The following is a 25377-nucleotide window of genomic DNA, read 5'->3' on the forward strand; positions in this document are numbered from 1 at the left end:
ATCAATGGCTCCCACTGTTGCGATTGTCATCCTGAATTATAACGGCAGACACCATCTCGAACAATTCCTTCCCAACATTTTAAAATATTCGGCAGGCTATTCAGTCTGGATAGCTGATAATGCATCTACGGACCATTCGCTAGACTGGTTAAGTGCCTCATATCCAGCATTAAATACGCTCACCATTTCCGAGAACAAAGGTTATGCGGGCGGATATAATGATGCATTAGGACGCATTGAAGCTGACTATTACATCCTGCTGAACTCCGACATTGAGGTTACCGAAAACTGGATACAACCGGTGATCTCCTTCATGGATTCGGACGAAAGGATTGCTGCCTGCCAACCGAAAATACGCGCCTACGATCTTCCAACGCACTTTGAATACGCAGGTGCGGCCGGCGGATACATGGATTACCTGGGTTACCCCTTTTGCAGAGGGCGCATTTTTGACACCCGGGAAGAAGATCTGGGTCAATTCGACGACGAGCAGGATGTGTTCTGGGCAACGGGTGCTTGTCTTTTTGTGCGTGCCTCAGCTTTCCATCGCGCAGGTGGTTTTGACGAGTCGTTTTTCGCGCATATGGAGGAAATTGACCTTTGCTGGCGGTTGCTGAACATGCAATATCGCATTACCTATTGCGGTAAATCAGTGGTTTACCATGTGGGAGGCGGCACTTTGCACAAATCCAACCCGCGCAAAACCTTCCTTAATTACCGGAACAACCTGATCATGCTTTTTAAGAACTTGCCAAAAGGCAGGAGATGGAAAACCGTTTTTATCCGGCTGATACTCGACGGGATTTCAAGCGTGCGGTTTATGGCTACCGGTGCCTGGCCCGACGTTGTTGCGATTTTGAGGGCGCACATTGCATTTTATATGATGATTCCTGCGCTTATCAAAACGACGAAAAGAACGTCATATCGCGCACCACTTTATTACAGAAGCATTGTTTGGGAGTATTTTGTGCTGGGAAAGCACCGTTTTAGTCAGTTGACGGGGATTGCTATCAATAAAATTACAGTTCCCAGATCGTAGGACTGTTGTGACGGCGCCAGTGTTTTTGCAGCTCCATCCAGAAAGCAAGCACCAGATAAAGGATAATCGGCGAACCGAAGGTCATGAAGGTGGCATAAATAAAGTATAACCGGACGCTGCTAGCCGGGAAATTGAGCTTTTCGCCCAACTTTGCGCATACACCAAATATTTGATCCTCAACGTAATACCGAAGTCTGCTCATACCCATTTTTCAATAATTACATCATAATTAAGGATTTTTACCCGCATATACAATTCGGTATTCAAATTACCCAAAAAAACAGGGCGAATTGGCAAAATACCGCTAAGTCGTAAATTTTCAAATTCTTTAATCAAATAAATTGTTTTCCAAACAATTTTTGTTTCTTTGTGATTCAAGATTTTGTAATTTGTTCATTATAATCGAGATGTCTTGATGAAAAAATCCAAAGTTTCTTTTACCAATGCAGTGAGCCTCCCTCAATTATTTGGTTAAGCGTTTTGGGTTTTTGATTGAAACGATTACAATTGTCTTGTATTTTCACCTTATTTCAATTTTTTTTATTCAACCATTATGCCAACAGGTACTGTAAAATTTTTCAATGAAGCTAAGGGATACGGCTTCATCGTTGAAGACGACACAAACAGAGACATCTTTGTCCATGTGACAGGATTGGGAGGACTTACTATCCGTGAAAATGACCAAGTGGAATACGAAGTCGTTGAAGGGAAAAAAGGACTAAACGCTGTCCAGGTAAAAAAGATATAATCGTATTTTTTTTGCAGGAATGAAAAATGCCACTCGGTCAGAGTGGCATTTTTCATTTGTTCTTTAAGCTATCCAAGCCTTTACATCATCCAGTAAAGGCATTTTTTCATCTATTTTAAGCTTTTTCCGCATACCGCCCAGATCATTGAAAATCTTGTTCGGATTAGCTGCTTTCAGCTGTTCGATGGTAAGAATGTTCATTTTCTGTAATGCAGGGACCCATGCAGCAGGCACTCCGGCATTAATATAATCCAGTTCCTTAGCCATTTCAACCCTGCGTTCCGGACGCATTTGCGGGAAGAAAATCACTTCCTGAATGCTGGAATTATTGGTAAGCAGCATAGTAAGCCTGTCAATCCCGATGCCTATGCCTGAACTTGGCGGCATCCCATATTCAAGGGCTCTTAGGAAATCATCATCCATTTCCATCGCCTCGTCATCGCCACGTTCTTTCAGTTTCAGCTGGTCTTCAAAGCGCTCGCGCTGTTCCAAAGGATCATTCAGCTCGGAATATGCATTGGCGATTTCCCTGCCATTGACAAAAAGCTCAAAACGCTCCACCATGCCTGGTTTTGTGCGGTGCTTTTTAGTCAGTGGGGACATTTCAACGGGATGGTCGGTAATGAATGTAGGCTGGATAATGTTCGCTTCTACTTTTTCGCCGAAGATCTCGTCAATCAGCTTTCCTTTACCCATGCTTTCGGTCACTTCCATTCCCCATGCGCGGCATTGCTGGCGGATGCTGTCCTCGTCGAGCGCTTCAACATCCAGGCCTGTGTATTGCTTGATAGCGTCTGTAATGCTCAATCTTAGGTAAGGGCCGGCAAAATCCAGCTCTGTTTCGCCGAATACAACGGTTGTTTTCCCGTTCACTGCCAGCGCAACCTGTTCGAGCAGTTGCTCGGTCATCTGCATCATCCACAGGTAATCCTTGTAGGCAACGTATAGTTCAACCGTCGTAAACTCAGGATTGTGCGTCCGGTCCATTCCTTCGTTCCGGAACAGTTTCCCAAATTCATAAACACCTTCAAACCCGCCTACTATAAGCCGTTTTAAATGCAATTCCGTCGCAATACGAAGGAAGAGATCCATATCCAGCGAATTGTGATGCGTTTCAAACGGCCTCGCCGCAGCGCCTCCATGAATGCTTTGCAAAACAGGCGTTTCCACTTCAAGCCAGCTTTTTGAATCAAAAAACGAGCGCATCGTTGTAATGATCCGAGCCCTTTTGATAAAAATATCACGTACTTCCGGATTCACGATCAAATCCACGTAACGCTGGCGGTAACGCAATTCCGGATCGGTAAAACCGTCGTAAATGTTGCCTTCTTCATCGCGTTTTACCACGGGAAGCGGGCGCAATGATTTATTTAACAGCTTAAATTCCTGTACATGGACTGATATCTCTCCGGTTTGCGTAGTAAATACAAACCCTTGAATACCAATGATATCCCCGATGTCCAGCAGTTTTTTGAATACGGTGTTGTAAAGTGTTTTGTCTTCTCCCGGGCAAAGATCGTCCCGGCGGAAATATAATTGGACACGTCCGGTGCTGTCCTGAAACTCGGCAAATGCAGCGCTTCCCATAATCCGGAAACCCATGAGCCTGCCTGCCATTGTGACGTGCTTATAATCTATCTTATTGTTTTCGTAATTCTTGGCAATGTCTGCGGCATATGTATTCACCACAAATTCTTCGGCAGGATATGGTTCTATGCCCATCCGCATTAATTCTTCGCGCTTTTGTCTGCGCAATATTTCCTGTTCGCTTAATAGCATTTTTGACAGTAATGGTTTGAAAACGACAACCTCAATGTTCGAAAAGAGTCCGCAAAAGTACTATATTTTGCTTGAATAACGAGGATGAAACCATTAACCTGCATTCGTTCGTTGTAAACGTATATGTGCTGGCACGTTATTAATAATTTGTTTAATGCCGAATGCCGCTTTTATTATCAGGCAAGTCGGACATTAATTGCGTTAAATCCCTCTTTTCATGTTTGCAAGAATTTTAAAAATCTTTGGAATAATTGCCCTCTGTGCATTCTTCCTTTTCGGTGCAGTCGAGATATGGGTTTACAGAAACAGGGATAATATCTTTCAGAAAACCAAAGAATTTGCGAACGAAAACCTGAATGGAAATCTGGAAATTGAAGACTTTAAGTTCAGGCCTTTCAGCGGATCTTTCGGTCTGAATTTCACATTAACCAACATTAAGCTTACCGACAGCCTTTACCAGCGTCACCAGAAGCCGTTCTTAGAAGCGGAGCAAATGCACATTGCGCTGGATCTTGCGGGGTTTTATAAAGGGAATATCAAGATTAAGAACCTGATCCTGGAAAACGGGAAGATGAGATTATTTGTCCAAAAGGACGGCTATTCCAATTTGAGCATTTTTAAAAGCGATTCTGGGAAAAAGAAGAAAAAAGACTCAGACGGAAACGACGGGCTCTTGAAAAAGCTGGGCAACATGCGTTTTGTTAACTTTTCCGTCAGCTATTCCGACTCTTTAAAACAAAAATATTACGGAGCATTGCTTCATGATGTAACGAATATCTTAACCACAACGGATTCCACGACAAATGCCAGCCTGAACGGGTCTGTGTTATTTAATCAACTGACTTTCAAACCAAAGAAAGGTGGTTTTCTGATCAATCAGGAAACGAGGATTGGCGTTGCGCTGGCCTACGACGCCGAAAATAAGCTGCTTAAAATCTATCCTTCTGTATTGGAAAGTGCTACCAATGATAAAATCGGGATTAACGGGATATTTGATTTTGCCGATTCCTCGAAACAATTTACGCTCAATTTCGAAGCCAAGAAAATTGCGATCAAAAATGCGCTTCCGTTATTGAATCGAAGGATTAAGGAGCAGCTTGACTCCATCGGCATCCAAACGGAGGTGGATACAAAGGTGCATGTGAATGGTGGGATAGCGAGTACGGTGCAGCCGCACGTTGACGTATATTTCAAGACGGATACCTTTCAATACAGCCTGCCTGTGGGCGTCTTAAGGGATATGCAGGCAGAAGGCACCTTCACCAACCAGGCCGATACGACACAAATACCCGGACCGCTCAATTCACGGGTAACAGCACCGGATGTCAAAGGAAAATTTGAAAGCATCCCGTTCCGGCTGGCCATTGCCATTACCAATTTCCGGAATCCAGTTGCAAGGATCACTGGAAACGTTGATGCTGATTCCACGAACCTGGACCAGCTTTTGGATCCAAAGCGCTATCGATTCAAAAACGGTACGGCGAAAATAGATTTCAATTTTGACGGCAGTCTGAAAAACTTTTACGACCCTGACCGCGACCGGTTCAATGGCAAACTGAGCGGCAAGGTTTCCATTAACAACATTTCGATGGATTATCTGCCCCGGCAGGTGCATTTGAAAAAAATAAAGGGCGACGTAACATTTAACGAACAGGCATTTGTATTCCCGGACCTAAGCTTTTCCGATGGCCAGAATATGCTCTATATCAGGGGGAAAGTGCTCGATCTGATCCCTTATTTATTTGGCTCGCCTAAACCGTTACGGGCTAATGTGGACATTAACATTCCCAACTGGAAAATGAACTGGCTGGAAACGCTGCTGGCGCCCCGGCAAGTGGTAACGAAGAAAAAGAAGAAGCTGAAACTGGTGGAATTGCTCGACGATGCTATCGACCAGATGCAGATCGTTGCCAAACTGGATGCTAAGAAGCTGAATTACAGGAATTTTAATGCCAAGGATGTAAAAGGGCAGTTTACGATCAAAAACAATGCTGTCAGCATTGAGTACTTTGTCATGAAAGCATTTGGAGGCGGTAATGTGCGTGTTTCCGGGGAAATGGACAATTCAGGAGCAAGCCAGCTTCCTCATATGGCCATGCGCGGCAAAATTTCCAATGCGGATGTACATTCCGTGTTTTATTCGTTTGATAATTTTGGACAAAAGACCTTTACCCATGAAAATCTGAAGGGAATTTTGAACACCGATTTCAGTTTTGAGTCAAGGCTTAATAACAATGTCCGGCTGGTTCCCTCCACGATGAAAGGTTTGTTGCGCATCGACCTTACCAATGCCTACATTCTCAATTTTGAGCCTTTTATGAAGATGAAAAAACTCATTTTCAAACGAAGAAACTTTGAGCGTGTGAAGTTCGCGCCCATCCGCAGCGATTTCAAGCTGAGTGGCCAGGAGATCGAAATTGCGCCAATGGAAATTGAGTCGAATGTGGTGACGCTTTACATTGATGGCATTTACAGCTTTGGTAAGAAAACGGATATCAACATTCAAATTCCGCTGAGCAATCTCAAAAAGCGCGATTCAACCTACGTGCTCGACCCGAACAATGAAGAGAAAAAGCAGGGCTCGAAAATCTTCCTGAGGGCGATCGACGAAAATGGTGAAGTAAATATTAAGCTCGCATTCAGGAAGAAAAAAGACAAGGAAAAGGACAAAAAGGACGAACCGGAGATTGACCCCGATCTTATCGAAAAATAAGATTATTCCTGCTCATTGCTGAACATATAACCCACACCTTTCAGGGTTTTAATGTAACGGTCGCCCAATTTTTCACGCAGTTTTCTGATATGGACGTCCACAGTCCTTTCGAGAACGTAAATGTCCGCACCCCAGATTTTCTGCAATAATTCGTCGCGGTTAAACACTTTATTCGGCGTCTGCGCGAGAAAAAACAGCAATTCAAATTCCTTTTTAGGCAGTACAACAGACTTTTCGGAACCTTGCGTAACCGTATAATTTTTCCGGTTAATGGTCAAATCCAGAATGTCGATCTGATCACCGGATTCTGCTTTCTGAGCTTCCCTACGGAACAATGCATTAATGCGGCTCATCAGAGCCCGCGGTTTGATAGGCTTGGTAATGTAATCATCAGCGCCCACATCAAATGCTGCAACCTCCGAATACTCTTCCGACCTGGCCGTTAAAAAAAGAATGTAAGTATTTTTGATTTCCGGGTTGCTGCGCAAAATGCGGCCGGTTTCGATGCCGTCGAGCTGCGGCATCATAATGTCCAGAAGGATCAGATCAGGAATAAATGTCTTGGCGATTTCGATCGCTTTCTTGCCGTTGGAAGCGGTAACCACCGAATAGCCTTCCTTAATTAAATTATATTCCAGAAGTTCAACGATATCGGAGTCGTCGTCAACAACTAGGACTTTTGGGGCTGACGCGGCAGATTTAGCAATGCTCATGTTTTTTCTATTAAAACGCAGTTCGAAATTAGCAGATGTTATATTCAGATTACATGCATTACAACATTGTTAACAGAAACATAATATCATTTATAAGTAATCCGGTAAATATCGCCCTGCTCATTTGTCACGAGCATATCGGTATTATTCAAAAACAGGAGCGCCTCATTTTGTTTTTTCACCAACCGAAAACAGCCACGTGGTTTACTAAAATCAATACGGTTGCCTTCCACGCCAAACAGCAGGATCTTACCATAAGTCAGCAAAGCGAAAGTCTTACCGTCGGGGCTGATATCGGCCGCTGTAACCTGCGAATCAATGGCAATGCTGTCAACCGCAGTTAGGGTGTGATTTCCAGGCGTTGCAGGAAGGCGGTAAAGTTTGACATATTTGTTTTTATCCCAATTTTTTGAAAAGAGATAAAGATTTTTTTGATAATAAAATAGAGATTCACAATCGAATGCGGGTCTGTTGTTGATCCTTCCGGTCGATTTCTGATCCGCATATTGAAATGAAATCTTTTCGGTAGTATGCTGTTTTTCGTCAAATTTATAGACATCGAACTGGTCCCTTGGCGTCCCGTTATTTCCGAAATCACCAATATAGAAATTGCCTTCCCCGTCTTTCGTTACATCTTCCCAGTCGACATTCTTTGAGTCAGGGACTTTTTTTGTTGAAATAAGCTTGCCGGAAAGGTCGAATTCGTAAAGCTCCGCATTGCCGCCGCTATCATTATGCGTAGTGAAAAAGCCAGGCGCCGAGCCATTTGCCAAACCCGAACTTTCCGAGGCAACAGCGGGAAGCTTGCCTATTTTGCTAATTTTGTATTGAGAACGTACTTTCTTGAAATCGTTGATCTTATGATCAGGCTGGCAAGTACAGAACACAGTTTTGACAGCAAACCACAGATACATTAATTTATTCATGAATTCATCGTTACGTCCTCTTCCAAACAAAGATAAAGAAACACCTCTTTACCTGAAACTGGCGAGCATACTGGTCGCACTTATTGCGTTTGTCTATATCCTCTTTATTCTTCGGGAAACGATCATTCCCATTGCGTTTTCTATTTTGCTCGCTATCCTTCTGCATCCCGTTTGCGCTTGGCTGGAAAGGCATCGTGTACCGCGGATCGGGTCCATCCTGCTAAGTATTCTTGCCCTTTTTCTGGTGATCATCGTGCTTGTGTATGTTGTGTCTTTGCAAATCGGCAGTTTCGCAGAAGAACTTCCCAGGATCACAGAGAAAGCGGAAACCATTTTGGATCAAACACTTACAATGGGCGAGCGCTATCTCAACATCAGCCGCAGCCAGCAGGTCAGCGAAGGCAAAAAATATTTGATCAATGCATTGAGTGAGGGTAGGGCTGTTTTGTTAAATACCCTGGTTACCACCACCGGCGCTATTTCCACATTCATTTTAATCCCGCTTTACATATTCTTCTTCCTGCTTTACCGCGATTTTTTCAGGCGTTTTGTTCATAAAGCCATTACCAATGTGCCTAACGAATCGCTGAATGCGCTTTTGAAAAAAATATATGAAGTGATTCAAAGTTACCTGTCGGGATTGTTCCTGGTGATTCTGATTGTGGGTGTTTTAAACAGCATTGGATTGCTGCTATTAGGCATTCCGCATGCGATTTTCTTCGGTTTTCTGGCCGGGTTCTTAATTCTAATTCCATACATTGGGATCCTTATCGGGTCCGTACTGCCTGCGCTGTTAGCCGTTGTTACCATGGATTCGCCCTGGTATGCGGTGGGTGTGATCGGGATTATGAGCTTTGTTCAATTTTTGGAAGGGAATTTTATTACGCCAAACATTGTGGGTTCCAAAGTGAGTGTCAACCCGCTGGCTGCCATTGTCGCGCTGTTTTTAGGCGGGCAATTATGGGGTTTGTCCGGATTGATCCTGGCCTTGCCGGTAACTGCAATTCTGAAAGTGATTTTTGATACGATCCCAAGTATGGAACCTTACGGATTTTTGCTCGGCGAACCCGTCCATGAAGTGAAAGAAGATCAAAAAGAAGCGGTTATAGAGCAGACTGTGGAAAAGGAATTTAAGAAAAAACCTTATCGCAGATATCGCAACAAACCCCGCAACCGCCCTGACGAGAATACGCCGCCTGCCAGCAAACCAGAAATTTGAGCTTTATTTCACCGCCACTTTTTCGACACTAATGCCCACGCTCATCACAAACGGTAGTGGGTTTTGGCGCATGGATTGGGTCAGCGTGAATGTATAAGTTCCGGATCTTTGGAATTTATGATTTTTGAGGAAAGGGATTTTGTGGTCAAAAAGATCTCCTAACCCGTGGCCGTAAGGTTTTCCTGTGGTTTCGTTGGAAAGATAAACCTCTTCCAATGTATTAGAAATCACTTTTTGATCCGGACCGGTGAAATTCCTGGTCAGATACATGTTATAATAAGGATACTGCATCGTGTTACGAAGCAGATAATAGAGATTATAAGTCGCCGTAGTATCCGTTATCTCAACTTTAAAGGTCGGCTTGTTTTTGATATACCAAAGTCCGTCATCAATGTCCTCGTGCGCTTTGTAAACCACGTTTTCATCACAGCCCGACAATGTAAGGCAGAGCGTAAAAATTGAGACAAACCAAAGAAACTTCATTCCGGACCGTTATCGTTTAGTTGACAAAACTAATCATTTAAAACTAAACGCTGGATTGCGCGGAAAAGTAGCGGTTAAGCCAGGAGTTTGACGCTGGCGTTTTCCAATGGTTCATCCACTGCGCTTTTGTCGTTACCTGGTTATCAAAAATAATGGTCGAAGGCAAAAGGATTTCATCCGTAACAGCCTGCTTAATGCTCGGAACCGGCACGGTATGAATCTGATCATCAGCCCCTAAGTAAGCGATTGAGCGATCAAAGAAATTAATGTTCATCGATCCGCCCACAGCTTGCATCCAATGTACTGACTTGTCAATAGAGCAGCCGCTTGGAAGCTCATCGTTTTCATCCACCGCAATAACCACAAAACGATGTTCGAACACTTTCCCCGAGGCTGTCAGCGGTTTTCCGTGTGCTTCCCAGCCATCCAGTGATGCTTTCAAAGTTTCGGTCAAAATGCCAACTTCTATGTCAGTTAGCTGACGGTCAGCCTGATAGATCCAGACACGGGATTGAAAATGGATATCGCTAAATGGAATGTACATGATTCAAAATTTTTAAATAAAACTAATTGATAGTGCGCAGGGCAACATTATAACCCTTCGGCCTGAGCGATCAGTTCCGCGAGGTCATAAACTTTAACTGCGCTTTCCTTTTCTTTATTTTTAACACCATCCGTCATCATAACCATACAAAACGGGCATGCAACCGCAATGGTATCGGCACCTGTTGCCAGCGCCTCTTCAATTCTTTCAATGTTAATGTCCTTTTTGCCCGGTTCCGGTTCTTTGAACATTTGTCCGCCGCCCGCGCCGCAGCAAAGTCCCTTGGTCCGGCATCTTTTCATTTCGACCAGATCGGCATCCAATGCTTCCAAAACATGCCTTGGCGCTTCGTAAATGTTATTCGCACGACCCAGATAGCAGGAATCGTGAAATGTGATCTTCTTGCCTTTGAATGTTTCCCCGCCTTCGATCCGCACCCGGCCTTCATCGATAAGCTGCTGCAAAAACGTCGAATGATGGATCACCTCATAATTGCCGCCCAGCTCCGGATACTCGTTTTTTAATGTATTGAAACAATGCGGGCAAGCCGTCACGATCTTCTTAATTCCATACATATCCAGCACCTGAATGTTGGACATAGCAAGCATCTGAAATGTAAATTCATTACCCGCCCGCCGCGCCGGATCACCCGTGCAGCTCTCCTCCGTGCCTAACACAGCAAATTTTACGCCAGCCTTATTCAATATTTTTACAAAAGCGACCGTCACTTTCTTATAGCGGTCGTCGAACGAGCCGGCGCACCCCACCCAGAACAGAACCTCGGGAGCTTCATTATTTGCCGCCATTTCGGCCATTGTAGGCACTTTATATACGAGATCGCTCATTTATTCTTTCGGTTCAAGGGCTGCGGCCCAATTAAAACGGTCACCCGGTGAAAATTTCCATGGCGCCTGATTCGTATCCAGGTTTTGGAACATCATATTCCAGCTTGCGGGCGCCTGCGATTCATCCATCACCTTATGTCGGCGTAGTTGCAAAATAATGTCCAGCGGATTAATGAGCACCGGGCATTCCTGCACGCACGCATTGCAAGTAGTGCAGGCATTTATTTCTTCGACCAAAATATAATCCCCGATCAGGCTTTTGCCGTCATCCACAAACTGTCCGCCGTTTTTCTGCATGTTCCTGCCCACATCTGCCAGTCTGTCGCGCGTGTCCATCATGATTTTGCGGGGAGACAGTTTTTTTCCCGTCATGTTAGCCGGACAAGCTGCCGTGCAGCGTCCGCATTCCGTGCAGGAATACGCGTCCATAAGGTTTTTCCAGGAGAGATCCGGCACATCCTTCGCTCCAAACCGATCAGGAATCACAGCTGCTTCGCCCGTTTGGATGGTTTCAATTCCCAGCATAGTCCTCACCTCAGCTGTAATTTCCGGCATGTTGTCCATTTTTCCCTTCGGCGCCAACTTTGCAAAATACGTGTTGGGAAATGCCAGCACAATGTGTAAATGCTTGGAATAAGTCAGATAGACAGCAAAAACGAAAATGCCGATAATGTGAAACCACCAGGCAAACCGCTCGTAAATCACAAGCGTATTTTCATTCCAATTTTCAAAAAGCGGTTTGAGGAACTGGCTGAACAAAAAGTCACCTGTTTGCGGATAGTGTGGATTTCCCCTGTCCTGAAGTGCCAGGTCGGCAGCATTCATAGTCAGGATCGCGATCATGAGCACAATTTCAAATACCAAAATCAGTTTGCCATCCAGCGCAGGCCAGCCGTTCATTTCGCGGTGGCGGACAGGCTGTAATCTTTCCACTTTAACCGCCGTGCGCCTGAGCAGGAAAATTACACAAGCAACCAGCACGCCCACGGCAAGCACCTCAAAAAAACCAATCAGCACCGGATAAAACCCACCCAGAAACGGCGCAAACACGCGATGCTGCCCCAGAACGCCATCCAGAACAATTTCCAGGATTTCAACATTAATCAGGATAAAACCAATATAAACCGCGAAATGCAGGAAGCCTATCAGCGGCCGATCAAACATTTTCTTTTGCCCGAAAGCAATGCGCAGCATTGTAGAAAGCCTTTCTCCGGGATTATCTGAGCGGTTTTCCGGCTTGCCCAGCAGAATCGTAGACCGGATCAGCGTAACCCGCCGATAAGCCAGCCAGGTGACTGTTGCCAGGACGGCTATAAATAAGATTTGCTGAAATATTGCCATTTCGAATCATTTAAACGCATCATTAGTATGCAAGCATACCTTAACAAATATGGTAAAAATGTAAGTCGGTGCAAATGTTTTTAAGATAAAATATGCGGCTATGCTCGTAAAACAAAGATTATCAAGGCAGTAGGTTGTTGCGACAAACAAATTGAGAAATATTTCAGCAAATTGTTTGCAAAGCAAAACCAAACTTCTAGTTTTGCAGTCCCAAAGGGAACCAATTGAGCCTGGTGATGTAGCTCAGTCGGTAGAGCAAAGGACTGAAAATCCTTGTGTCGGCGGTTCGATTCCGTCCATCACCACAACTTAAAGCCGCTACGAGCAATCGCAGCGGCTTTTTTGTTGCTTATAACCTTCAACATTATTCGCCGCATTTTATGCGGTGATTAGGCCGCTTATTCACCGCAACATTATTTTATTTATTTCCTAATACAACATATACGTTGTGTAACCCTTCGGTCATCCAATTTATTTTTGCAAACCAATGCTTTGAAAGTAAATCTAAACCAATCTTACACACATGAACTTCAAAATCATAACCCTCCCCAAACCAGAAATCCAAATCTGCCTCCACCGTGATCGCAGCGAAGAAAACCAGGAAATCGTTCGCATTACTGCATTCGTCGTCGACTCCGCGAGTCAGGAGTTAATGTTGGAAACGGTAGCACAATTTGCGGATGCGGGATCGGCAGGGCGATTTGTGTCTGATTTTTCGATAGAATCGGGGAGAATATTTTTGGAAGAATGTCTGAATGAAGATGGAATCGTAATTATTCGTTGAACATTATTGCCTGAGTCGTTATCTGGTATAAACCAAATCGCGGAGCGATGCCATATTGGTAGCCGCAGGGCGGTAGCCAACGTGTTCATAATCAATAAAGAAATCCCGGAGGGATGCAACATCGCGTAAGCCGTCGCATCCCTCCGGGATTTGCCTTTGCATCGCCATTATTTTTGCTACCAATATTGCATCCCTCCGGGATTTGACCCGTTTCATGTTCGGGGTTACCAATATGATATCCGGGATTTCCATTTTGCCCGGCTATTATCAATTAAATCCAATTTACCTCCGGACACAAACTGCCTGCCTTCATTAAAAATCGATTAAAAAATCCTGAATTGTCCAACAAAAAAACGGTTCGATTCTATTTTGGCATCGTTCCCGACATCGTTTGCATAAATATATTTGTCCAAAACCTTTGGCATTTCTTGCTAAACGCTAACCTTCCTTTTAGCGAAGGCGGCGTCCGTGAAAAAGATAATCAATAATTTCTTTGATTATTAATATTCTGATCCGCTTCGGCATTCACCTGAACATTCATTTCCAGACACAAGCTCCGAACCGTTTTTTCCGGCAGGATTGTACCCGTTTTTGAATGTCACTTTTGCATTAATAAATAGAATAATATAAACTGTTATGATGTATGTTTAGAAAACTACAAAGCGTATCGGCCCTGGGGCTGGTGCTCATGTATGGAATCTTACCGGTTGGTAGTCAGCAGGTTTATGCGGGAAGCCATGCCCATATCGCGGCAAATCCGGTGGTGTTGACAGTTGGGAAGGAAGGGTTGAATTCTGTTTTGGACATTTCAGGAAAAGTGACGGGCGATAATGGAGAGGAACTTCCAGGCGTCAGTATTTTGCTGAAAGGAACGACGACGGGCGCTACGACGGATGCAAATGGTTTGTACAAAATCACGATCCCGGCCGGAAACGCGACGCTCGTTTTTTCTTACGTTGGTTATACCAGTCAGGAAATTGAGGTGAGTAACCGCTCGGTTATCGATGTGAAACTGCTGGCTGATACGAAGGCGCTGGAAGAAATTGTGGTGGTGGGTTACGGAACGATGAAGAAAAGTGACGTGACGGGGGCGATTACGTCGGTGAAGGCGAAGGATATTACGGCGATTCCGACTACAAATGCGCTGAGGTCGTTGCAGGGGAAGGTTTCAGGAATCGACATTACGCAGAGCTCTGGTCAGCCGGGTGCGGATATTAACATTGTTTTACGCGGAAATAGGTCGTTACGGGCTGATAATAAGCCGCTTGTGCTGGTGGATGGGATTCCATACGGTTCTTTTATTGACATTAATCCCACGGACATTGCGTCGATTGAGGTTTTGAAAGATGTGGCGTCAACTGCGATTTATGGAACGCGCGGTGCGAACGGGGTGATCATTATTACCACGAAAAAGGGCTCATCGGGCAAGTCGACGCTGTCGTTTAATTCCTATGTGTCGATGAACAAAAAGGCGCTGTATCCGCGGATGATGAACGGGGAGGAATATGCGCAGCAAAAACGTGAGGCTTATCGGACCACAAACGGCGATGTTTACCGGAAGGATGAAGATATTTTCCAGGTCACGGAATTGCAATACATTAAGGATAAGCAGTTTGAAGATTGGCAAAGCTACATTTTCCACAACGGCTTAATGCAGAATTATGAGATCAACCTCACTGGCGGCAGCGAAAAAACGACTTTCTCGACGTCATTTGGTTATCAAAAAGATAAGGGACTGCTGCTCAATGATGTATATCGCAGATTGAATGGTAAGATCAGCGTGGATCATCGGTTGAATGACTGTTTCCGTGTTGGGTTAAGCGCCATTTATTCTTATAAAAACCAGGATAAGCGCGATAATCCGCTGAATATGGCCAACAAAATCCTTCCTATTGCAAAGGCTTTTAATGACGATGGCACATTGATCCTGAACCCCGCACCCGGTTACAGCGCGCAATTCACGCCGCTGGCCGATGAGCAGCCTGGCGTTTTTGTAAACAACATTGTGGATAAGCGCCTGTTTTCTTCTGCTTACCTGGATGTGAAAATCACGAATGATCTGTTTTTGAAATCAACGATCGGTCTGGATTTCAGGGACTTCCGTCGCGGATATTACAAAGGTTATAACACGGTTGCGAATGCGGGCCGTAACTCGAACTCGGGGGTTGAGATCAATAATTACTTCAACTACACCTGGGAGAACACATTAAATTACAACAAAACCATTGGTAACCACCAGATCCAGGGGCTGTTGGGAACGAGTTCGCTGGGGACTAAATATGAGGAATACACATCTTCCGGCAACAACCAGGCATCGCCGATCACTTCTTACCACGACCTCAATTCTAACACCATTTCCAAAGCCATCGGCAGCCGGTTGCGGGAAACGACCATTGCATCGTTTTTCGGAAGGGTTAATTACAAGTTGAGCAACAAATATATTTTCCAGGCGTCGCTGCGTGCGGATGGATCTTCGGTTTTGGCCGCAGGGAACAAATGGGGCTATTTTCCTTCCGTTTCGGGAGCTTGGCGCGTGATCGAGGAGCCGTTTTTACAGGATAGCAAGGTTTTCAATGACCTTAAATTGCGCGTGAGCTGGGGAAGATCGGGGAATTCGACCATTGATCCTTATGCTACAAAAGGCGGCTTGGGACTTTCTGCGTATGCTTTCGGGACGAGTGCGGCATTTGGTTACTGGCCAAGCGTGATCCCGAATCCAGCATTAACCTGGGAAACAACGGGCACCTGGAATGCCGGTCTGGACTTTGGGTTGGCCGGAAACAGGATTACGGGAACGGTCGACGTTTACCGCTCACGGACGCGTGATCTGCTGTTGCCCAGCTTGCTGCCGACGCACACGGGTTACAGCGAAATCCTCGAAAACATTGGTCAGGTTGAAAATAAGGGGATTGAGCTTGCGATAACGACGCAAAATATTGCCGGCAAAGCATTCAACTGGTCTACGGACTGGACGTTCACGCTGAACCGCGAAAAGATCATTGCCTTAAATAATGGCGTAACACGCAATGAAGCCAATAAATGGTTTGTGGGCGAGCCTACGAAGGTGTTTTTCGATTATAAAAAGATCGGCATCTGGCAGTTAGGGGAGGAGGAAGCGGCTTTGGATTTTGGACAAAATAAGCCGGGCGATGTAAAAGTGGCCGATATGAACGGCAACGGCGTGGTGGATCCGGGTGACCGCACGACATTCTCGAATGTGCCAAAATTCTCTTTCGGGGTCAATAACCATTTTGAATACAAAAACTTTGACCTGAGCGTGTTCGTCTACGGCCGCATTGGGCATTATATCAATTACGAATATAATGCTGGCGCTTACAAGCCGAGTGCACTTGAAAACTCTTCGAATGTAGATTATTGGACGCCGGAAAATCCGACCAATGCTTTTCCTAGGCCAAACAGCTCATACTCAACCACAAATTATTTATATCAGTCTACTTTGGGTTATGTCAAAGGTTCCTTCGTGAAGATCCGGGATGTGTCGTTGGGCTACAACATTCCTTCGGCTTTAACCAAAAAGATCGGTGTGGGCCGGGTGCGGGTTTATGGAACGCTGCAAAACTATTTCACTTTCAGCAAGATCAAGGATTACGATCCGGAGCGCGGCGGCAATTTGGATTTCCCGCTGGTGAAGCAGATGATCTTTGGTGTAAACATTGATTTTTAATACAAAAACAGACATTCCAATGAAAATAAAAATAACGGCCTTACTCATGGCTTTTTCGCTCGTGGGGCTCACTTCCTGCGAAGACTATCTTTCCGAAACCAATAAAAGCGGCCTGACCGAAGACCCGTTTTTCCAGACCGAACTGGGAATGACAGCAGCCGTAAATGCCTCTTATTCAGGTACAAGACTCTGGTATGGCAAAGAATTTCCATCTGCATTTGCCGAAACTGGCACCGATCTCTTCCTGCGCGGCGGTGATAACAAGGCCAATCAGATTTCGGATTATACCGTCGATCTGAATGGTGCTCAAACGAATTTGAAGGATTACTGGGGACATTTATATAAAGCCTTAAACACTTGTAACACAGCATTGAAGCTGCTCCCGGCGCCGATTTTGTCGGAAGCTATGAACAAGCAATATGAAGGCGAAGTGCGCTTTTTGCGGGCACATTACTTGTGGCTCATCACCGAAACCTGGGGCGATGTAGTGCTGCAAACAGAGCCAACTGCCGGTGCCGTTACTACTGCAAAAAGGTCGAGTGTAGAGGATTTTTATAAAGTGATTTTTGCTGATCTGGACATTGCAATCGCAAACCTGGCGCCCGCAAAATCCACAAACGGCCGCATTACGCAGGACGTGGCAAAAGCATTTAAAGCCAGAATGGCCCTTACCCGTGCGAGTTCGACCAACAATGCTGAGATGTATGCGTTGGCGGCCACATTAGCCAAGGAAGTGATTGCATCGGGTCGCTATGCCTTGTTTTCTGATTTTAAATCGCTTTGGGATATGAAAAATTCCGAAGGCGGCACTAATTCCGAGGTCGTTTACTACGTGAATTACACCAATGACGACACCATGAACGGAGATTACGATGCGGCCGCGGGCAAGGGCAATAACAGCCATTTGCATTACATTATGGTGTACGATAAGCAGCCCGGCATGGAGCGTTCGGTCGCCTACGGGCGTCCTTACCAGCGCTATGTGCCCACATTGCATTTGCTTGATTTGTTTGACGAAAAGGTCGATCAGCGCTATGCAGGCACTTTCCAGACGGTTTGGCTTGCTAATGTGGCCAATTTAAAAGCCGGAACGGTGAATGGTTATCCTAAGATGGCTTTTGGCGACACATCCATGGTTTTCATGAAAACGGTGGCTACGCCCGCACAAATTGCAAACGCGGCAGGTCGTTACAAAATCTTCGACCGCAACACCATGTATAAGGAAGACGGATCGCTGCTGTTAAGGTCTCAGTTTATTCAAATGAGCAAATTAATGGACCCAACCCGCCTGACGGCCAACCAGGAATGGAGCGCACGCGACGGGTTTGTGATCCGGATCGCCGAACTATATCTGATTGCCGCGGAAGCGTTGATGAAGACAAATCCTGCCGAAGCGCTGACTTACATTAACGATCTGCGCAAAAAACGTGCGATTCCGGGCAAAGAAGCGAGTATGACGGTCGCAGCCAAAGACCTGAACATTGATTTCATCCTCGACGAACGCGCCCGCGAGCTGGCAGGCGAACTGCTCCGCTGGTACGACTTGAAACGGACCGGAAAACTGGTAAGCTACGTGCAGAAATACAACATGGACGCCAAAGCGAACATTAAAGAAACCCATAATCTCCGCCCGATTCCGCAAGTGCAATTGGATGCGATTACGAATAAAGACGAGTTCAAACAGAATCCAGGTTATAACTGATTGTTTTTTAAACATTAAATTATCGGAGAGGGACGCCTTATGAGCAGCCGCCAGACGGTAGCCGCCCACAAGGAATCCCTCTCCGATTTACGTAAGCCGCTCCGCATCCAGCCGGAATCGTACAACCACTGGGTGTAATTGCTAACTTTGGTCCCGAGCGTAGAACACGGTCAAAGTTGGCGTAAGTAAATTAGTCATTTTTGAATGCATAAAAATCTTCACAAGGCAGGCATAATCGTTGCGGCTTCAATCCCTGTTTTTATTTTGCCTGCCCGCCTGTCAGAAGGACAGTGGAATGACCCGGTAAACCTGATCGGCTCGGAAATTGTCATCTTCTTTATGAGCCTCGCTTGCTGGTATTGCATCAATTATATCCAACAAAAACAAGGGCGCTGGGCAGGGTTAGTTCTTTCATTGCTATGCTGCTGTGTGCTTTCGAATGTGTTTTATTTCACATTCAACCCCATTTTCAAAGATTTTCCATTCAGGACAGCCCCAAACCCATTAGGGATCAAGATCCTCATGCTTTGCAGCCGTGGCATTCTTATGAGCGTTATCCTGATCCCGGCAGCCTATTTTCTTAAACGAGACGCCGAAACGCGCTTTCAGCGGAAGGAAATTGAGCGGCTCGCTATTGAAAAAGTCAAAATTGAAAACCGGCTTCTCGAGCAGGCCGTTATGGAACGCACCCAGGCTCTTCAGCAAGCATTGATCTCGTTGGAAAAATCGCAGGAAGTTCTTGAACATCAGTTATATATCCAATCGCGCCTGGTCGCCTCCATTACCCATGACATTCGCGGGCCATTTGGCTTTCTGATAGTTGTTTCCAGAGAAATTTCCCGGTTGGCGGACGCGAAAGATTACGCGCCTATACATGAATATAGCACCGAACTGCACAAATCACTGGAAACGATGATGGGTTTTGTGGAAAACCTGCTGGACTTTACCAAGCTTCCCGTTCATCAGAAGCTGGCTATAACCGAACAGGTAAATCTTGCACAGCTTGTAAAGGATAAGGCGGATTTGTTTGACGGAATTATAAGGACACATGGCAATGAGCTTGAAATAGATGTTGACCCATCCATTCACGTTTCCAGTAACCCGAATCTTTTGGGGATTGTCTTGCATAATTTGATTGACAATGCAAACAAGCACACGCTAAACGGGAAAATAACAATTGCAGCTTCGGTAAAAGGGGACGAAGCCCTGGTCATGCTTCAAAACACCGGTAATACTGTCCCCGATAACATTATGCAATGGCTGAATTCTAATGCAGGTTCAGATGGTGCATACCCGCCGCTGGGTATGGCCGAAAGACTGGGAATCGGACTGATTCTTGTGAAGGAAATTACGTCGCTTCTGAAAATCAGACTGTTGATGGAATCCGTGGAGCAGGTAACAACGGTTACCCTTACATTCTCCCAGGATAACGCATAGTGCGCCTATTGCCTCATCTGTGACCAGGAAAACTTGTAAGAATAAGAAAATTCAATTTCCAAAAATCCTCAAATCCGTAATTTCACCCCGGTGAGTTTCCAAAAACTCGCAGAAGGACTTGATTTGCATCATTTGAGCGGAAAAATCCATTGAATGGTCATATTCTTCCTGATAAACATCTTTAAAATCCGTAATTACATATTTCAGGCTGCGGATTCCTTTGCCGCGTAATGCAGGAAGATAAAAATTCTGATGGCTTGCCGCATAACATCCTTGCTGATAGTTACTAGTTGTTTTAATGTCGACAGCAACCATCTTGCCAAGCACATCCACATAGCCATAAAGCAGCACATCCTCAACCTGATATTCGCAATACACCTGCGTTTTCAGCATCGGCCGAGGCAGGAGTGCGCGTACGCGCGAAAGGATTTCCGGGTCAAATTCCTCTTCGTCAATGCCTTTGATCACCGCTTCCTCGAATGAAACACCTTTCCGCTGCGCTTCCGTTTGCGGGACTGGCAGGCGGTTCACACTATTAAGAAGCTCCGTTTCAGTGATATAGCCTTTTTCGAATCGGTCGAAACGGTTAAGTAATGTTGGATAAAGTTTGTATTTGACGGCGTTTGAGAACATTATGGACTTCTGCTAGTGGGATAATTTAAAACGATAGGCCAATGTTACGGCAATAAAACTGAATTTGTCATTGGGTGTATCACTATATGATTCACTTTCTTCCGCATTGATTAGCCGCATGCCGGAAGTTGCATCGAGCTTATCTGTCCTCACAAAATAAAAACGATAATCGATGCCGATCTTCCAATGTTGAAACAATTTGTAATCGAGGGAAGTGCCTAATGGCAGCATCCCTTCACGTGTTTTTTTAATGTTACGAAGGCTTTTGGGCCTTCCCCATCTCAGGAAATTCGGATTGCGAGCGCTTAGTTTGCTATTGGTAAAACGGAGCAATTGATTGTTCTCCAGATCAAAAGCATTGGCATTAAAATGAATAAGACCTAACCCTCCATAAACGCTGAAATCAGCATTACCCGGCTCAAAATGGCTGAATTGTTCCGTCAAATTCCATTTTACAAACACTTCCACGCTATTAAAAGCATTGACAAACCAGGAATTAAAAAAATCGGTATTCTGACCGCCCAGCTTGCCTGAATGGTAATCAAGATGCAGGGAAAGCTGTTTGTTATAAGCCCTGCCAATACCAAATCCCAAAATGCTGCGCATATCCTGCTCATTCATTTCCCCAAAAAACTGTGTTAATCCGGCATTACAACTTAGTGTAAAGGGTTGATAATCATTCCTGTCATAAGTTTTTTTCTGGCTGATGCCATTGGACGAAGCCAAGCGCCGCGTTTGCGCTTCTGCCGCCAATGTGGCCGTTACCAGCAGGGCAGCGAGTAAATATTGATGCATGATTGACAACCGATTAACCATTAGTCCTGAGTTGATTCTCCGTTTAGACGCAGGTTTTTGGTTTCGGTCACTATGGCATTTGAATAACCTCATTCAGGCAGTCAGAATAACAACATTTATCTGTTAGTTTTGTTTAATTGTTATATCAACAGCAGAGCGAAATGAGTGTAGTACCATATAAGGACAAAGAGGGCAGCAAGAGGGAGCAAGTGGCCGAAATGTTTGACAATATTTCACCAAAATACGATCTGCTGAACCATCTGCTTAGCGCGGGAGTGGACATTTATTGGCGTAAAAGGGCCATTAAGCTGCTCAAAAAACAGGCGCCGAAAGTGATTTTGGACATTGCAACGGGCACCGGTGATTTCGCCATAGAAGCATTGGCATTAAAGCCCGAAAAGATCATAGGCGTTGATATTTCGGAAGGAATGCTGGCTGTTGGCCGGGAAAAAATCGCCAAACTCGGTAAGCAGGACATCATTACATTACAAAGCGGCGATTCCGAAAACTTGTCTTTCGAGAGCAATTATTTCGATGCAATCATCGTTTCGTTTGGAGTACGCAATTTCCAGAATTTGCTGGTCGGACTGAGCGAGATGAACCGCGTGATGAAGCCAAACGGAACTTGTGTGGTGGTTGAATTTTCCAAGCCGCGCGCCTTTCCTTTCAAGCAGTTTTATAATTTTTATTTCAAATATATATTGCCGTTGATCGGTAAAAGCGTTTCCAAAGACAGTTCGGCGTATACATATCTTCCCGAGTCTGTTCAGGCGTTTCCAGATGGGGAAGCTTTTCTTGAAATCTATAAAAAAGCAGGTTTTATCAATACCAAATGCATTACACTTACCTTCGGGATTTGTTCGATTTACATAGGGCAAAAATAATATTAGGCATTCTTTTGCTGCTGATGGCGGCTCAGGAAGTGAAATCACAGGGAATAGGGTATAGGCGCCGTCATTTGGAATTTTACGATGACAAGCCTATCCATTATGGTATCCTTTTCGGCGTGCCATTCACCCGCTTCAATATCAAGCACAGCAACGATTTTGTCTCCAAAGACTCCGCATTCGTAATCCAGTCCCCAACCAACGCGGCATTCCGCATGGGCTTTATCGTCAACGCATTTCTAACGGACCATTTCGACATCCGCACCACGCCTTCCGTCTCCCTGTACGACCGGAATGTCAAGTACAGCTACCCTAATGGCGTCGAAAAGACTGAAAAGCGTGAATCGACCTGGATTGAGATTCCTTTGTTGTTGAAATACAAATCCTTACGCAGGGTAAATTCCAGAATGTATATGCTTGCCGGTTTTACTTTGGGTTTGGAAACCAATGTAAAACGAAACCGGGGCGGCGGCCAGCTGGACACAAAATCGAGTGATTTCTCGCTTGACTACGGCATTGGCTACGAGCAGTTTTTCGAATTTTTCAAATTCGCGCCAGAACTGCGCTTTTCTCATGGGTTAACCAATGTTTTCAACCCTTCTAAAAATTCCTTAGGGACCGGGATCAATAAATTGTCCACGCACACGGTTACATTGTATTTAAATTTTGAATAAAATGTGCCTTGATCTTCAATGAATTGCAATTTTTTTAAATTTTTTTTATCAAAAAAGTTGCAGAGAAGATTTTCGTCCTACATATTTGCACTCCCAAACGACGGGGAAAAAGGGAGTTTAGCTCAGTTGGTTCAGAGCATCTGCCTTACAAGCAGAGGGTCGGGGGTTCGAATCCCTCAACTCCCACGATTAAAAGAGCATCGAGAAATCGGTGCTCTTTTCTCATTTATAACTGCCCGTGCGGCGTCCGCTTGCAAGCAGAGGGTCGGGGACGGTCCGCCGCGCGGTTCGAATCCCTCAACTCCCACTGATTAAAAGAGCATCGAGAAATCGGTGCTCTTTTTTCGTTTACAACTGCCCGTGCGGCGTCCGCTTGCAAGCAGAGGGTCGGGGACGGTCCGCCGCGCGGTTCGAATCCCTCAACTCCCACGATTAAAAGAGCATCGAGAAATCGGTGCTCTTTTTTGTTATAAGCATCTGTCCGCGCTGCGTCTGCTGCAAGCAACGGATCAGGGACCGTTCAGTTCTTTACAAAAAGTTTGCTTGTCACACCTGCTCTCACAACATACAAACCTGGCTGCAACGAACTGATGTCAACCGGTAAATGATTACTGGATACAGGGACGGTTATTACAGTAATGCCGATCATATTTACGATTTCCAGCTTTGTCAGCGTTTTTGAAGATTTGATATTTACTCGGTCATGGGAGGGATTTGGATAAATGCTGAAATCTTCATCCCCGACGGATTCTACCACGGCCATTTTACTGTAAGCAAATTTCCTGTCATGATCGAGTTGCCTGAGGCGATAGTAATTAATTCCTGAGATGGGGGCAGGGTCAGTAAATCGATAGTGTTTTTCGGCAGCTGAATCAGACGAAGCTAAAACCTCACCGATCTTTTCAAATTTTTTGCCGTCTCTGCTTCTTTCAATGTCGAAACGCTCATTATTTGTTTCCATTGACGTCGTCCATAACAACTGAACCTGGCTATGCTCAGCAAAGGCGTCAAATGCAATTAGTGTCACTGGCAAAAGAATCTGATTGTTTGTTAAGGTGCCGTATATCTGGCGTGGTTCAATTCTCCGGTCTAACCAAAAGACAAGAGCTTCATAATTTCCATTGCTAACCATTCTGATTCTAGCTTGATTGTTATCTGCACTGCAGATTGTGGCACCCTTAATGTGCCACTAATGAACACCCAAGCCTGTAACTCGTTGTCCACGGATATCGGATGTAGCATCTGTCCATGCAATAATAGCCCCGTCCGTTCCGTCAGTTACAAGTTGATAGTCATATACCCTGGTATTTCTATTTATAACAGGTAATCCTATCGTTGGCCATAGCAATTGACCAGCAGCGTTTACTCGCTGGCCGTGGATAGCATTGGGTTGCAAAATTGGCCCGTGTGCCCAAATAACTATTGCACCTCCACTATTATCAGTCACCATCTCTGGAAACGCGCGGCCGAGTATACTTTCACATACATAAATGGCTCTGCCAGGCCACATTGATAAACCAGTTGAATTAATGCGCTGGGCGAGGATTTGGTGACTATCTCCAAGGTGCTCATACCAAGAAACAATCGCTCCGCCTTCACCGTCAGCTATAATTTCCGGCTTTATAAAAGGGTCAGCGTAGCCAAGCGTGATAACCTGGAGCCCGCCATTTGACCATTGCTGAGCGCCCGTTTTGCTAAGGTGCTGGGCTTTATAATAGCGGTCGTAGGGCGATGTAGTTTGATGCCAAAATACCATTAACCCCTCATTCCCATCGGCGACCAATTGCGGACGGATATTGGGATTTACATTGTCTTTACTAACAGGCATACCATTAGCTGTCCATTCAGCCTTGCCGGAATGATTGATGTGTTGGGCGTAAATATTTGGGTTAATGTCCCGCTTATCCTCCCATACAATAAATACGCCGCCAGAACCATCTTCCATTACATCTATGCTGTGTTGTAGTCCTAACGCATCACATATGGTTTCCCCATTGAAAGTCCATTGAACCTCACCATTAGCATTTATTCTTTGGGCGTAAATATCCGCATCGAATTCATAAGGAGCTTGATTTCGTGCGTCTGCCCAAACGATAATAACACCACCATCTCCATCCGCAACAAGCTTGAAATCCATCAAATATTCGTCGCTTTCCGTCGCAGTGGCTATTGGCACACCTTCGCCTGGCCATTTCTTAAATCCTTCCGAATCAATGTGTTGAGCATATAAATGAAGAGCTCCCGAACGTAAATCTTTCCATGCTATAAATGTTCCACCTGCATTGTCAGTAGCAAGCTCGTGATCATCTTGGAAGGCTTCAGAATCGCAAATCCTCGTGTTAATTGACGGGTTGTCATTCCATTGCGCGAAGGCATAACACGGAAATACAAGGAGAGAAAATAGAGTGAATAAATGTTTCATATCAAATT

23 protein-coding genes and 2 tRNA genes are annotated in these 25377 nt (G+C 45.1%); 12 read left to right on the forward strand and 13 right to left on the reverse strand.

The genetic code is table 11. The annotated features are described in order from the left end of the window. Nucleotides 1-4: 4 nt before the first annotated feature. Nucleotides 5-1039: a glycosyltransferase family 2 protein gene (locus L0660_RS20980; protein WP_235161196.1), complete on the forward strand. Its 1035-nt coding sequence runs from the start codon at nucleotides 5-7 to the stop codon at nucleotides 1037-1039. Here the strand turns inward: L0660_RS20980 and L0660_RS20985 are convergent. Further along, nucleotides 1020-1241: a PspC domain-containing protein gene (locus L0660_RS20985; RefSeq protein ID WP_026629451.1), complete on the reverse strand. Its 222-nt coding sequence runs from the start codon at nucleotides 1239-1241 to the stop codon at nucleotides 1020-1022. The two genes, L0660_RS20980 and L0660_RS20985, sit on opposite strands and share 20 nt — an antisense overlap. Before the next feature lie 351 nt (nucleotides 1242-1592). Between L0660_RS20985 and L0660_RS20990 the strand changes: the two genes are divergently transcribed. Then, nucleotides 1593-1787, forward strand: a complete 195-nt coding sequence (locus L0660_RS20990) for a cold-shock protein (RefSeq protein ID WP_026629450.1) — start codon at nucleotides 1593-1595, stop codon at nucleotides 1785-1787. 63 nt (nucleotides 1788-1850) lie between these two features. Here L0660_RS20990 and lysS read toward each other — a convergent pair whose 3' ends face one another. Then, complete coding sequence (gene lysS, locus L0660_RS20995; RefSeq protein ID WP_235161197.1) at nucleotides 1851-3566, reverse strand: lysine--tRNA ligase; 1716 nt, start codon at nucleotides 3564-3566, stop codon at nucleotides 1851-1853. A gap of 217 nt (nucleotides 3567-3783) precedes the next feature. Between lysS and L0660_RS21000 the strand changes: the two genes are divergently transcribed. Then, the gene (locus tag L0660_RS21000) at nucleotides 3784-6279 is read left to right on the forward strand and encodes an AsmA-like C-terminal region-containing protein (RefSeq protein WP_235161198.1); all 2496 of its coding nucleotides are present in this window, start codon (nucleotides 3784-3786) and stop codon (nucleotides 6277-6279) included. A gap of 2 nt (nucleotides 6280-6281) precedes the next feature. Here the strand turns inward: L0660_RS21000 and L0660_RS21005 are convergent, their stop codons facing one another. Both L0660_RS21005 and L0660_RS21010 read right to left on the reverse strand, forming a co-directional pair. Further along, nucleotides 6282-6992, reverse strand: coding sequence for a response regulator transcription factor (locus L0660_RS21005; protein WP_233794796.1), 711 nt, complete (start codon nucleotides 6990-6992; stop codon nucleotides 6282-6284). 86 nt (nucleotides 6993-7078) lie between these two features. Further along, the gene (locus tag L0660_RS21010) at nucleotides 7079-7918 is read right to left on the reverse strand and encodes a hypothetical protein (RefSeq protein ID WP_235161199.1); all 840 of its coding nucleotides are present in this window, start codon (nucleotides 7916-7918) and stop codon (nucleotides 7079-7081) included. On the opposite strand from L0660_RS21010, the gene L0660_RS21015 reads away from it, so the two are divergent. After that, nucleotides 7917-9137, forward strand: a complete 1221-nt coding sequence (locus L0660_RS21015; protein WP_235161200.1) for an AI-2E family transporter — start codon at nucleotides 7917-7919, stop codon at nucleotides 9135-9137. The two genes, L0660_RS21010 and L0660_RS21015, sit on opposite strands and share 2 nt — an antisense overlap. Before the next feature lie 3 nt (nucleotides 9138-9140). Here the strand turns inward: L0660_RS21015 and L0660_RS21020 are convergent, their stop codons facing one another. The 4 genes from L0660_RS21020 to L0660_RS21035 are packed head-to-tail and all read right to left on the reverse strand — an operon-like array spanning nucleotide 9141 to nucleotide 12350. Beyond that, nucleotides 9141-9620, reverse strand: a complete 480-nt coding sequence (locus tag L0660_RS21020) for a gliding motility lipoprotein GldH (RefSeq protein ID WP_235161201.1) — start codon at nucleotides 9618-9620, stop codon at nucleotides 9141-9143. A 43-nt stretch (nucleotides 9621-9663) separates the two neighbouring features. Further along, nucleotides 9664-10164, reverse strand: coding sequence for a hypothetical protein (locus L0660_RS21025; RefSeq protein ID WP_235161202.1), 501 nt, complete (start codon nucleotides 10162-10164; stop codon nucleotides 9664-9666). 47 nt (nucleotides 10165-10211) lie between these two features. Beyond that, nucleotides 10212-11009, reverse strand: coding sequence for a (Fe-S)-binding protein (locus L0660_RS21030; protein ID WP_235161203.1), 798 nt, complete (start codon nucleotides 11007-11009; stop codon nucleotides 10212-10214). Continuing rightward, nucleotides 11010-12350 (reverse strand): (Fe-S)-binding protein, encoded by a 1341-nt coding sequence (locus L0660_RS21035; RefSeq protein WP_235161204.1) that lies wholly within the window; start codon nucleotides 12348-12350, stop codon nucleotides 11010-11012. Between the two features lie 232 nt (nucleotides 12351-12582). Here L0660_RS21035 and L0660_RS21040 point away from each other — a divergent pair. Together L0660_RS21040 and L0660_RS21045 are read left to right on the forward strand one after the other, a co-directional pair. Continuing rightward, a tRNA-Phe gene (locus L0660_RS21040) sits at nucleotides 12583-12655 on the forward strand. 218 nt (nucleotides 12656-12873) lie between these two features. Continuing rightward, nucleotides 12874-13134 carry a hypothetical protein gene (locus L0660_RS21045; protein ID WP_235161205.1) on the forward strand — a complete coding sequence of 87 codons (261 nt, stop codon included), beginning with the start codon at nucleotides 12874-12876 and terminating at the stop codon, nucleotides 13132-13134. Between the two features lie 18 nt (nucleotides 13135-13152). On the opposite strand, the gene L0660_RS21050 is transcribed toward L0660_RS21045, so the two are convergent. After that, nucleotides 13153-13386, reverse strand: coding sequence for a hypothetical protein (locus L0660_RS21050; protein WP_235161206.1), 234 nt, complete (start codon nucleotides 13384-13386; stop codon nucleotides 13153-13155). 391 nt (nucleotides 13387-13777) lie between these two features. Between L0660_RS21050 and L0660_RS21055 the strand changes: the two genes are divergently transcribed. The 3 genes from L0660_RS21055 to L0660_RS21065 all read left to right on the forward strand — a co-directional run bounded on the left by L0660_RS21055 (nucleotide 13778) and on the right by L0660_RS21065 (nucleotide 19958). Beyond that, nucleotides 13778-16819, forward strand: coding sequence for a TonB-dependent receptor (locus L0660_RS21055; protein WP_235161207.1), 3042 nt, complete (start codon nucleotides 13778-13780; stop codon nucleotides 16817-16819). A gap of 19 nt (nucleotides 16820-16838) precedes the next feature. Then, the gene (locus L0660_RS21060; protein WP_235161208.1) at nucleotides 16839-18521 is read left to right on the forward strand and encodes a RagB/SusD family nutrient uptake outer membrane protein; all 1683 of its coding nucleotides are present in this window, start codon (nucleotides 16839-16841) and stop codon (nucleotides 18519-18521) included. A gap of 204 nt (nucleotides 18522-18725) precedes the next feature. After that, a complete protein-coding gene (locus L0660_RS21065) occupies nucleotides 18726-19958 on the forward strand; it encodes a HAMP domain-containing sensor histidine kinase (protein WP_235161209.1) in 1233 nt (410 codons plus the stop codon). Between the two features lie 51 nt (nucleotides 19959-20009). On the opposite strand, the gene L0660_RS21070 is transcribed toward L0660_RS21065, so the two are convergent. Next, nucleotides 20010-20591 carry a hypothetical protein gene (locus L0660_RS21070; protein WP_235161210.1) on the reverse strand — a complete coding sequence of 194 codons (582 nt, stop codon included), beginning with the start codon at nucleotides 20589-20591 and terminating at the stop codon, nucleotides 20010-20012. A gap of 12 nt (nucleotides 20592-20603) precedes the next feature. Continuing rightward, on the reverse strand, nucleotides 20604-21386 hold the full coding sequence (locus L0660_RS21075; protein ID WP_235161211.1) for a hypothetical protein: 783 nt from the start codon (nucleotides 21384-21386) through the stop codon (nucleotides 20604-20606). Nucleotides 21387-21547: 161 nt separating this feature from the next. Here L0660_RS21075 and ubiE point away from each other — a divergent pair, with 161 nt between their 5' ends. From ubiE to L0660_RS21090, 3 genes are all read left to right on the forward strand, one after another. Continuing rightward, the gene (gene ubiE / locus L0660_RS21080) at nucleotides 21548-22270 is read left to right on the forward strand and encodes a bifunctional demethylmenaquinone methyltransferase/2-methoxy-6-polyprenyl-1,4-benzoquinol methylase UbiE (RefSeq protein ID WP_026629415.1); all 723 of its coding nucleotides are present in this window, start codon (nucleotides 21548-21550) and stop codon (nucleotides 22268-22270) included. 23 nt (nucleotides 22271-22293) lie between these two features. Beyond that, entirely contained in the window at nucleotides 22294-22947 is a 654-nt protein-coding gene (locus L0660_RS21085; protein ID WP_235161329.1) for a porin family protein, read from the forward strand. Nucleotides 22948-23058: 111 nt separating this feature from the next. Continuing rightward, nucleotides 23059-23133: transfer RNA gene (locus L0660_RS21090), tRNA-Val, on the forward strand. A gap of 334 nt (nucleotides 23134-23467) precedes the next feature. On the opposite strand, the gene L0660_RS21095 is transcribed toward L0660_RS21090, so the two are convergent. Further along, nucleotides 23468-23974 (reverse strand): T9SS type A sorting domain-containing protein, encoded by a 507-nt coding sequence (locus L0660_RS21095; RefSeq protein WP_235161330.1) that lies wholly within the window; start codon nucleotides 23972-23974, stop codon nucleotides 23468-23470. 162 nt (nucleotides 23975-24136) lie between these two features. Next, the gene (locus L0660_RS21100) at nucleotides 24137-25369 is read right to left on the reverse strand and encodes a hypothetical protein (RefSeq protein ID WP_235161212.1); all 1233 of its coding nucleotides are present in this window, start codon (nucleotides 25367-25369) and stop codon (nucleotides 24137-24139) included. Between the last annotated feature and the right edge of the window lie 8 nt (nucleotides 25370-25377).

This window comes from Dyadobacter sp. CY351, assembly GCF_021502625.1.
Lineage (GTDB): Bacteria > Bacteroidota > Bacteroidia > Cytophagales > Spirosomataceae > Dyadobacter > Dyadobacter chenhuakuii.

Excerpts from the sequence above, each read along its gene's own strand:
- L0660_RS21100 (WP_235161212.1), bottom strand. The coding sequence starts at position 25,369 with ATGAAACATTTATTCACTCTATTTTCTCTCCTTGTATTTCCGTGTTAT.
- L0660_RS21050 (WP_235161206.1), bottom strand. The coding sequence starts at position 13,386 with ATGGAAATCCCGGATATCATATTGGTAACCCCGAACATGAAACGGGTC.
- L0660_RS21015 (WP_235161200.1), top strand. The coding sequence starts at position 7,917 with ATGAATTCATCGTTACGTCCTCTTCCAAACAAAGATAAAGAAACACCT.
- L0660_RS21005 (WP_233794796.1), bottom strand. The coding sequence starts at position 6,992 with ATGAGCATTGCTAAATCTGCCGCGTCAGCCCCAAAAGTCCTAGTTGTT.
- L0660_RS21030 (WP_235161203.1), bottom strand. The coding sequence starts at position 11,009 with ATGAGCGATCTCGTATATAAAGTGCCTACAATGGCCGAAATGGCGGCA.
- ubiE (WP_026629415.1), top strand. The coding sequence starts at position 21,548 with ATGAGTGTAGTACCATATAAGGACAAAGAGGGCAGCAAGAGGGAGCAA.
- L0660_RS21070 (WP_235161210.1), bottom strand. The coding sequence starts at position 20,591 with ATGTTCTCAAACGCCGTCAAATACAAACTTTATCCAACATTACTTAAC.
- L0660_RS21000 (WP_235161198.1), top strand. The coding sequence starts at position 3,784 with ATGTTTGCAAGAATTTTAAAAATCTTTGGAATAATTGCCCTCTGTGCA.
- L0660_RS21065 (WP_235161209.1), top strand. The coding sequence starts at position 18,726 with ATGCATAAAAATCTTCACAAGGCAGGCATAATCGTTGCGGCTTCAATC.
- L0660_RS20985 (WP_026629451.1), bottom strand. The coding sequence starts at position 1,241 with ATGAGCAGACTTCGGTATTACGTTGAGGATCAAATATTTGGTGTATGC.
- L0660_RS21075 (WP_235161211.1), bottom strand. The coding sequence starts at position 21,386 with ATGCATCAATATTTACTCGCTGCCCTGCTGGTAACGGCCACATTGGCG.
- L0660_RS21045 (WP_235161205.1), top strand. The coding sequence starts at position 12,874 with ATGAACTTCAAAATCATAACCCTCCCCAAACCAGAAATCCAAATCTGC.
- L0660_RS21035 (WP_235161204.1), bottom strand. The coding sequence starts at position 12,350 with ATGGCAATATTTCAGCAAATCTTATTTATAGCCGTCCTGGCAACAGTC.
- L0660_RS21055 (WP_235161207.1), top strand. The coding sequence starts at position 13,778 with ATGTTTAGAAAACTACAAAGCGTATCGGCCCTGGGGCTGGTGCTCATG.
- L0660_RS21020 (WP_235161201.1), bottom strand. The coding sequence starts at position 9,620 with ATGAAGTTTCTTTGGTTTGTCTCAATTTTTACGCTCTGCCTTACATTG.
- L0660_RS21060 (WP_235161208.1), top strand. The coding sequence starts at position 16,839 with ATGAAAATAAAAATAACGGCCTTACTCATGGCTTTTTCGCTCGTGGGG.
- L0660_RS21085 (WP_235161329.1), top strand. The coding sequence starts at position 22,294 with ATGGCGGCTCAGGAAGTGAAATCACAGGGAATAGGGTATAGGCGCCGT.
- L0660_RS20980 (WP_235161196.1), top strand. The coding sequence starts at position 5 with ATGGCTCCCACTGTTGCGATTGTCATCCTGAATTATAACGGCAGACAC.
- L0660_RS21025 (WP_235161202.1), bottom strand. The coding sequence starts at position 10,164 with ATGTACATTCCATTTAGCGATATCCATTTTCAATCCCGTGTCTGGATC.
- L0660_RS21010 (WP_235161199.1), bottom strand. The coding sequence starts at position 7,918 with ATGAATAAATTAATGTATCTGTGGTTTGCTGTCAAAACTGTGTTCTGT.
- L0660_RS20990 (WP_026629450.1), top strand. The coding sequence starts at position 1,593 with ATGCCAACAGGTACTGTAAAATTTTTCAATGAAGCTAAGGGATACGGC.
- lysS (WP_235161197.1), bottom strand. The coding sequence starts at position 3,566 with ATGCTATTAAGCGAACAGGAAATATTGCGCAGACAAAAGCGCGAAGAA.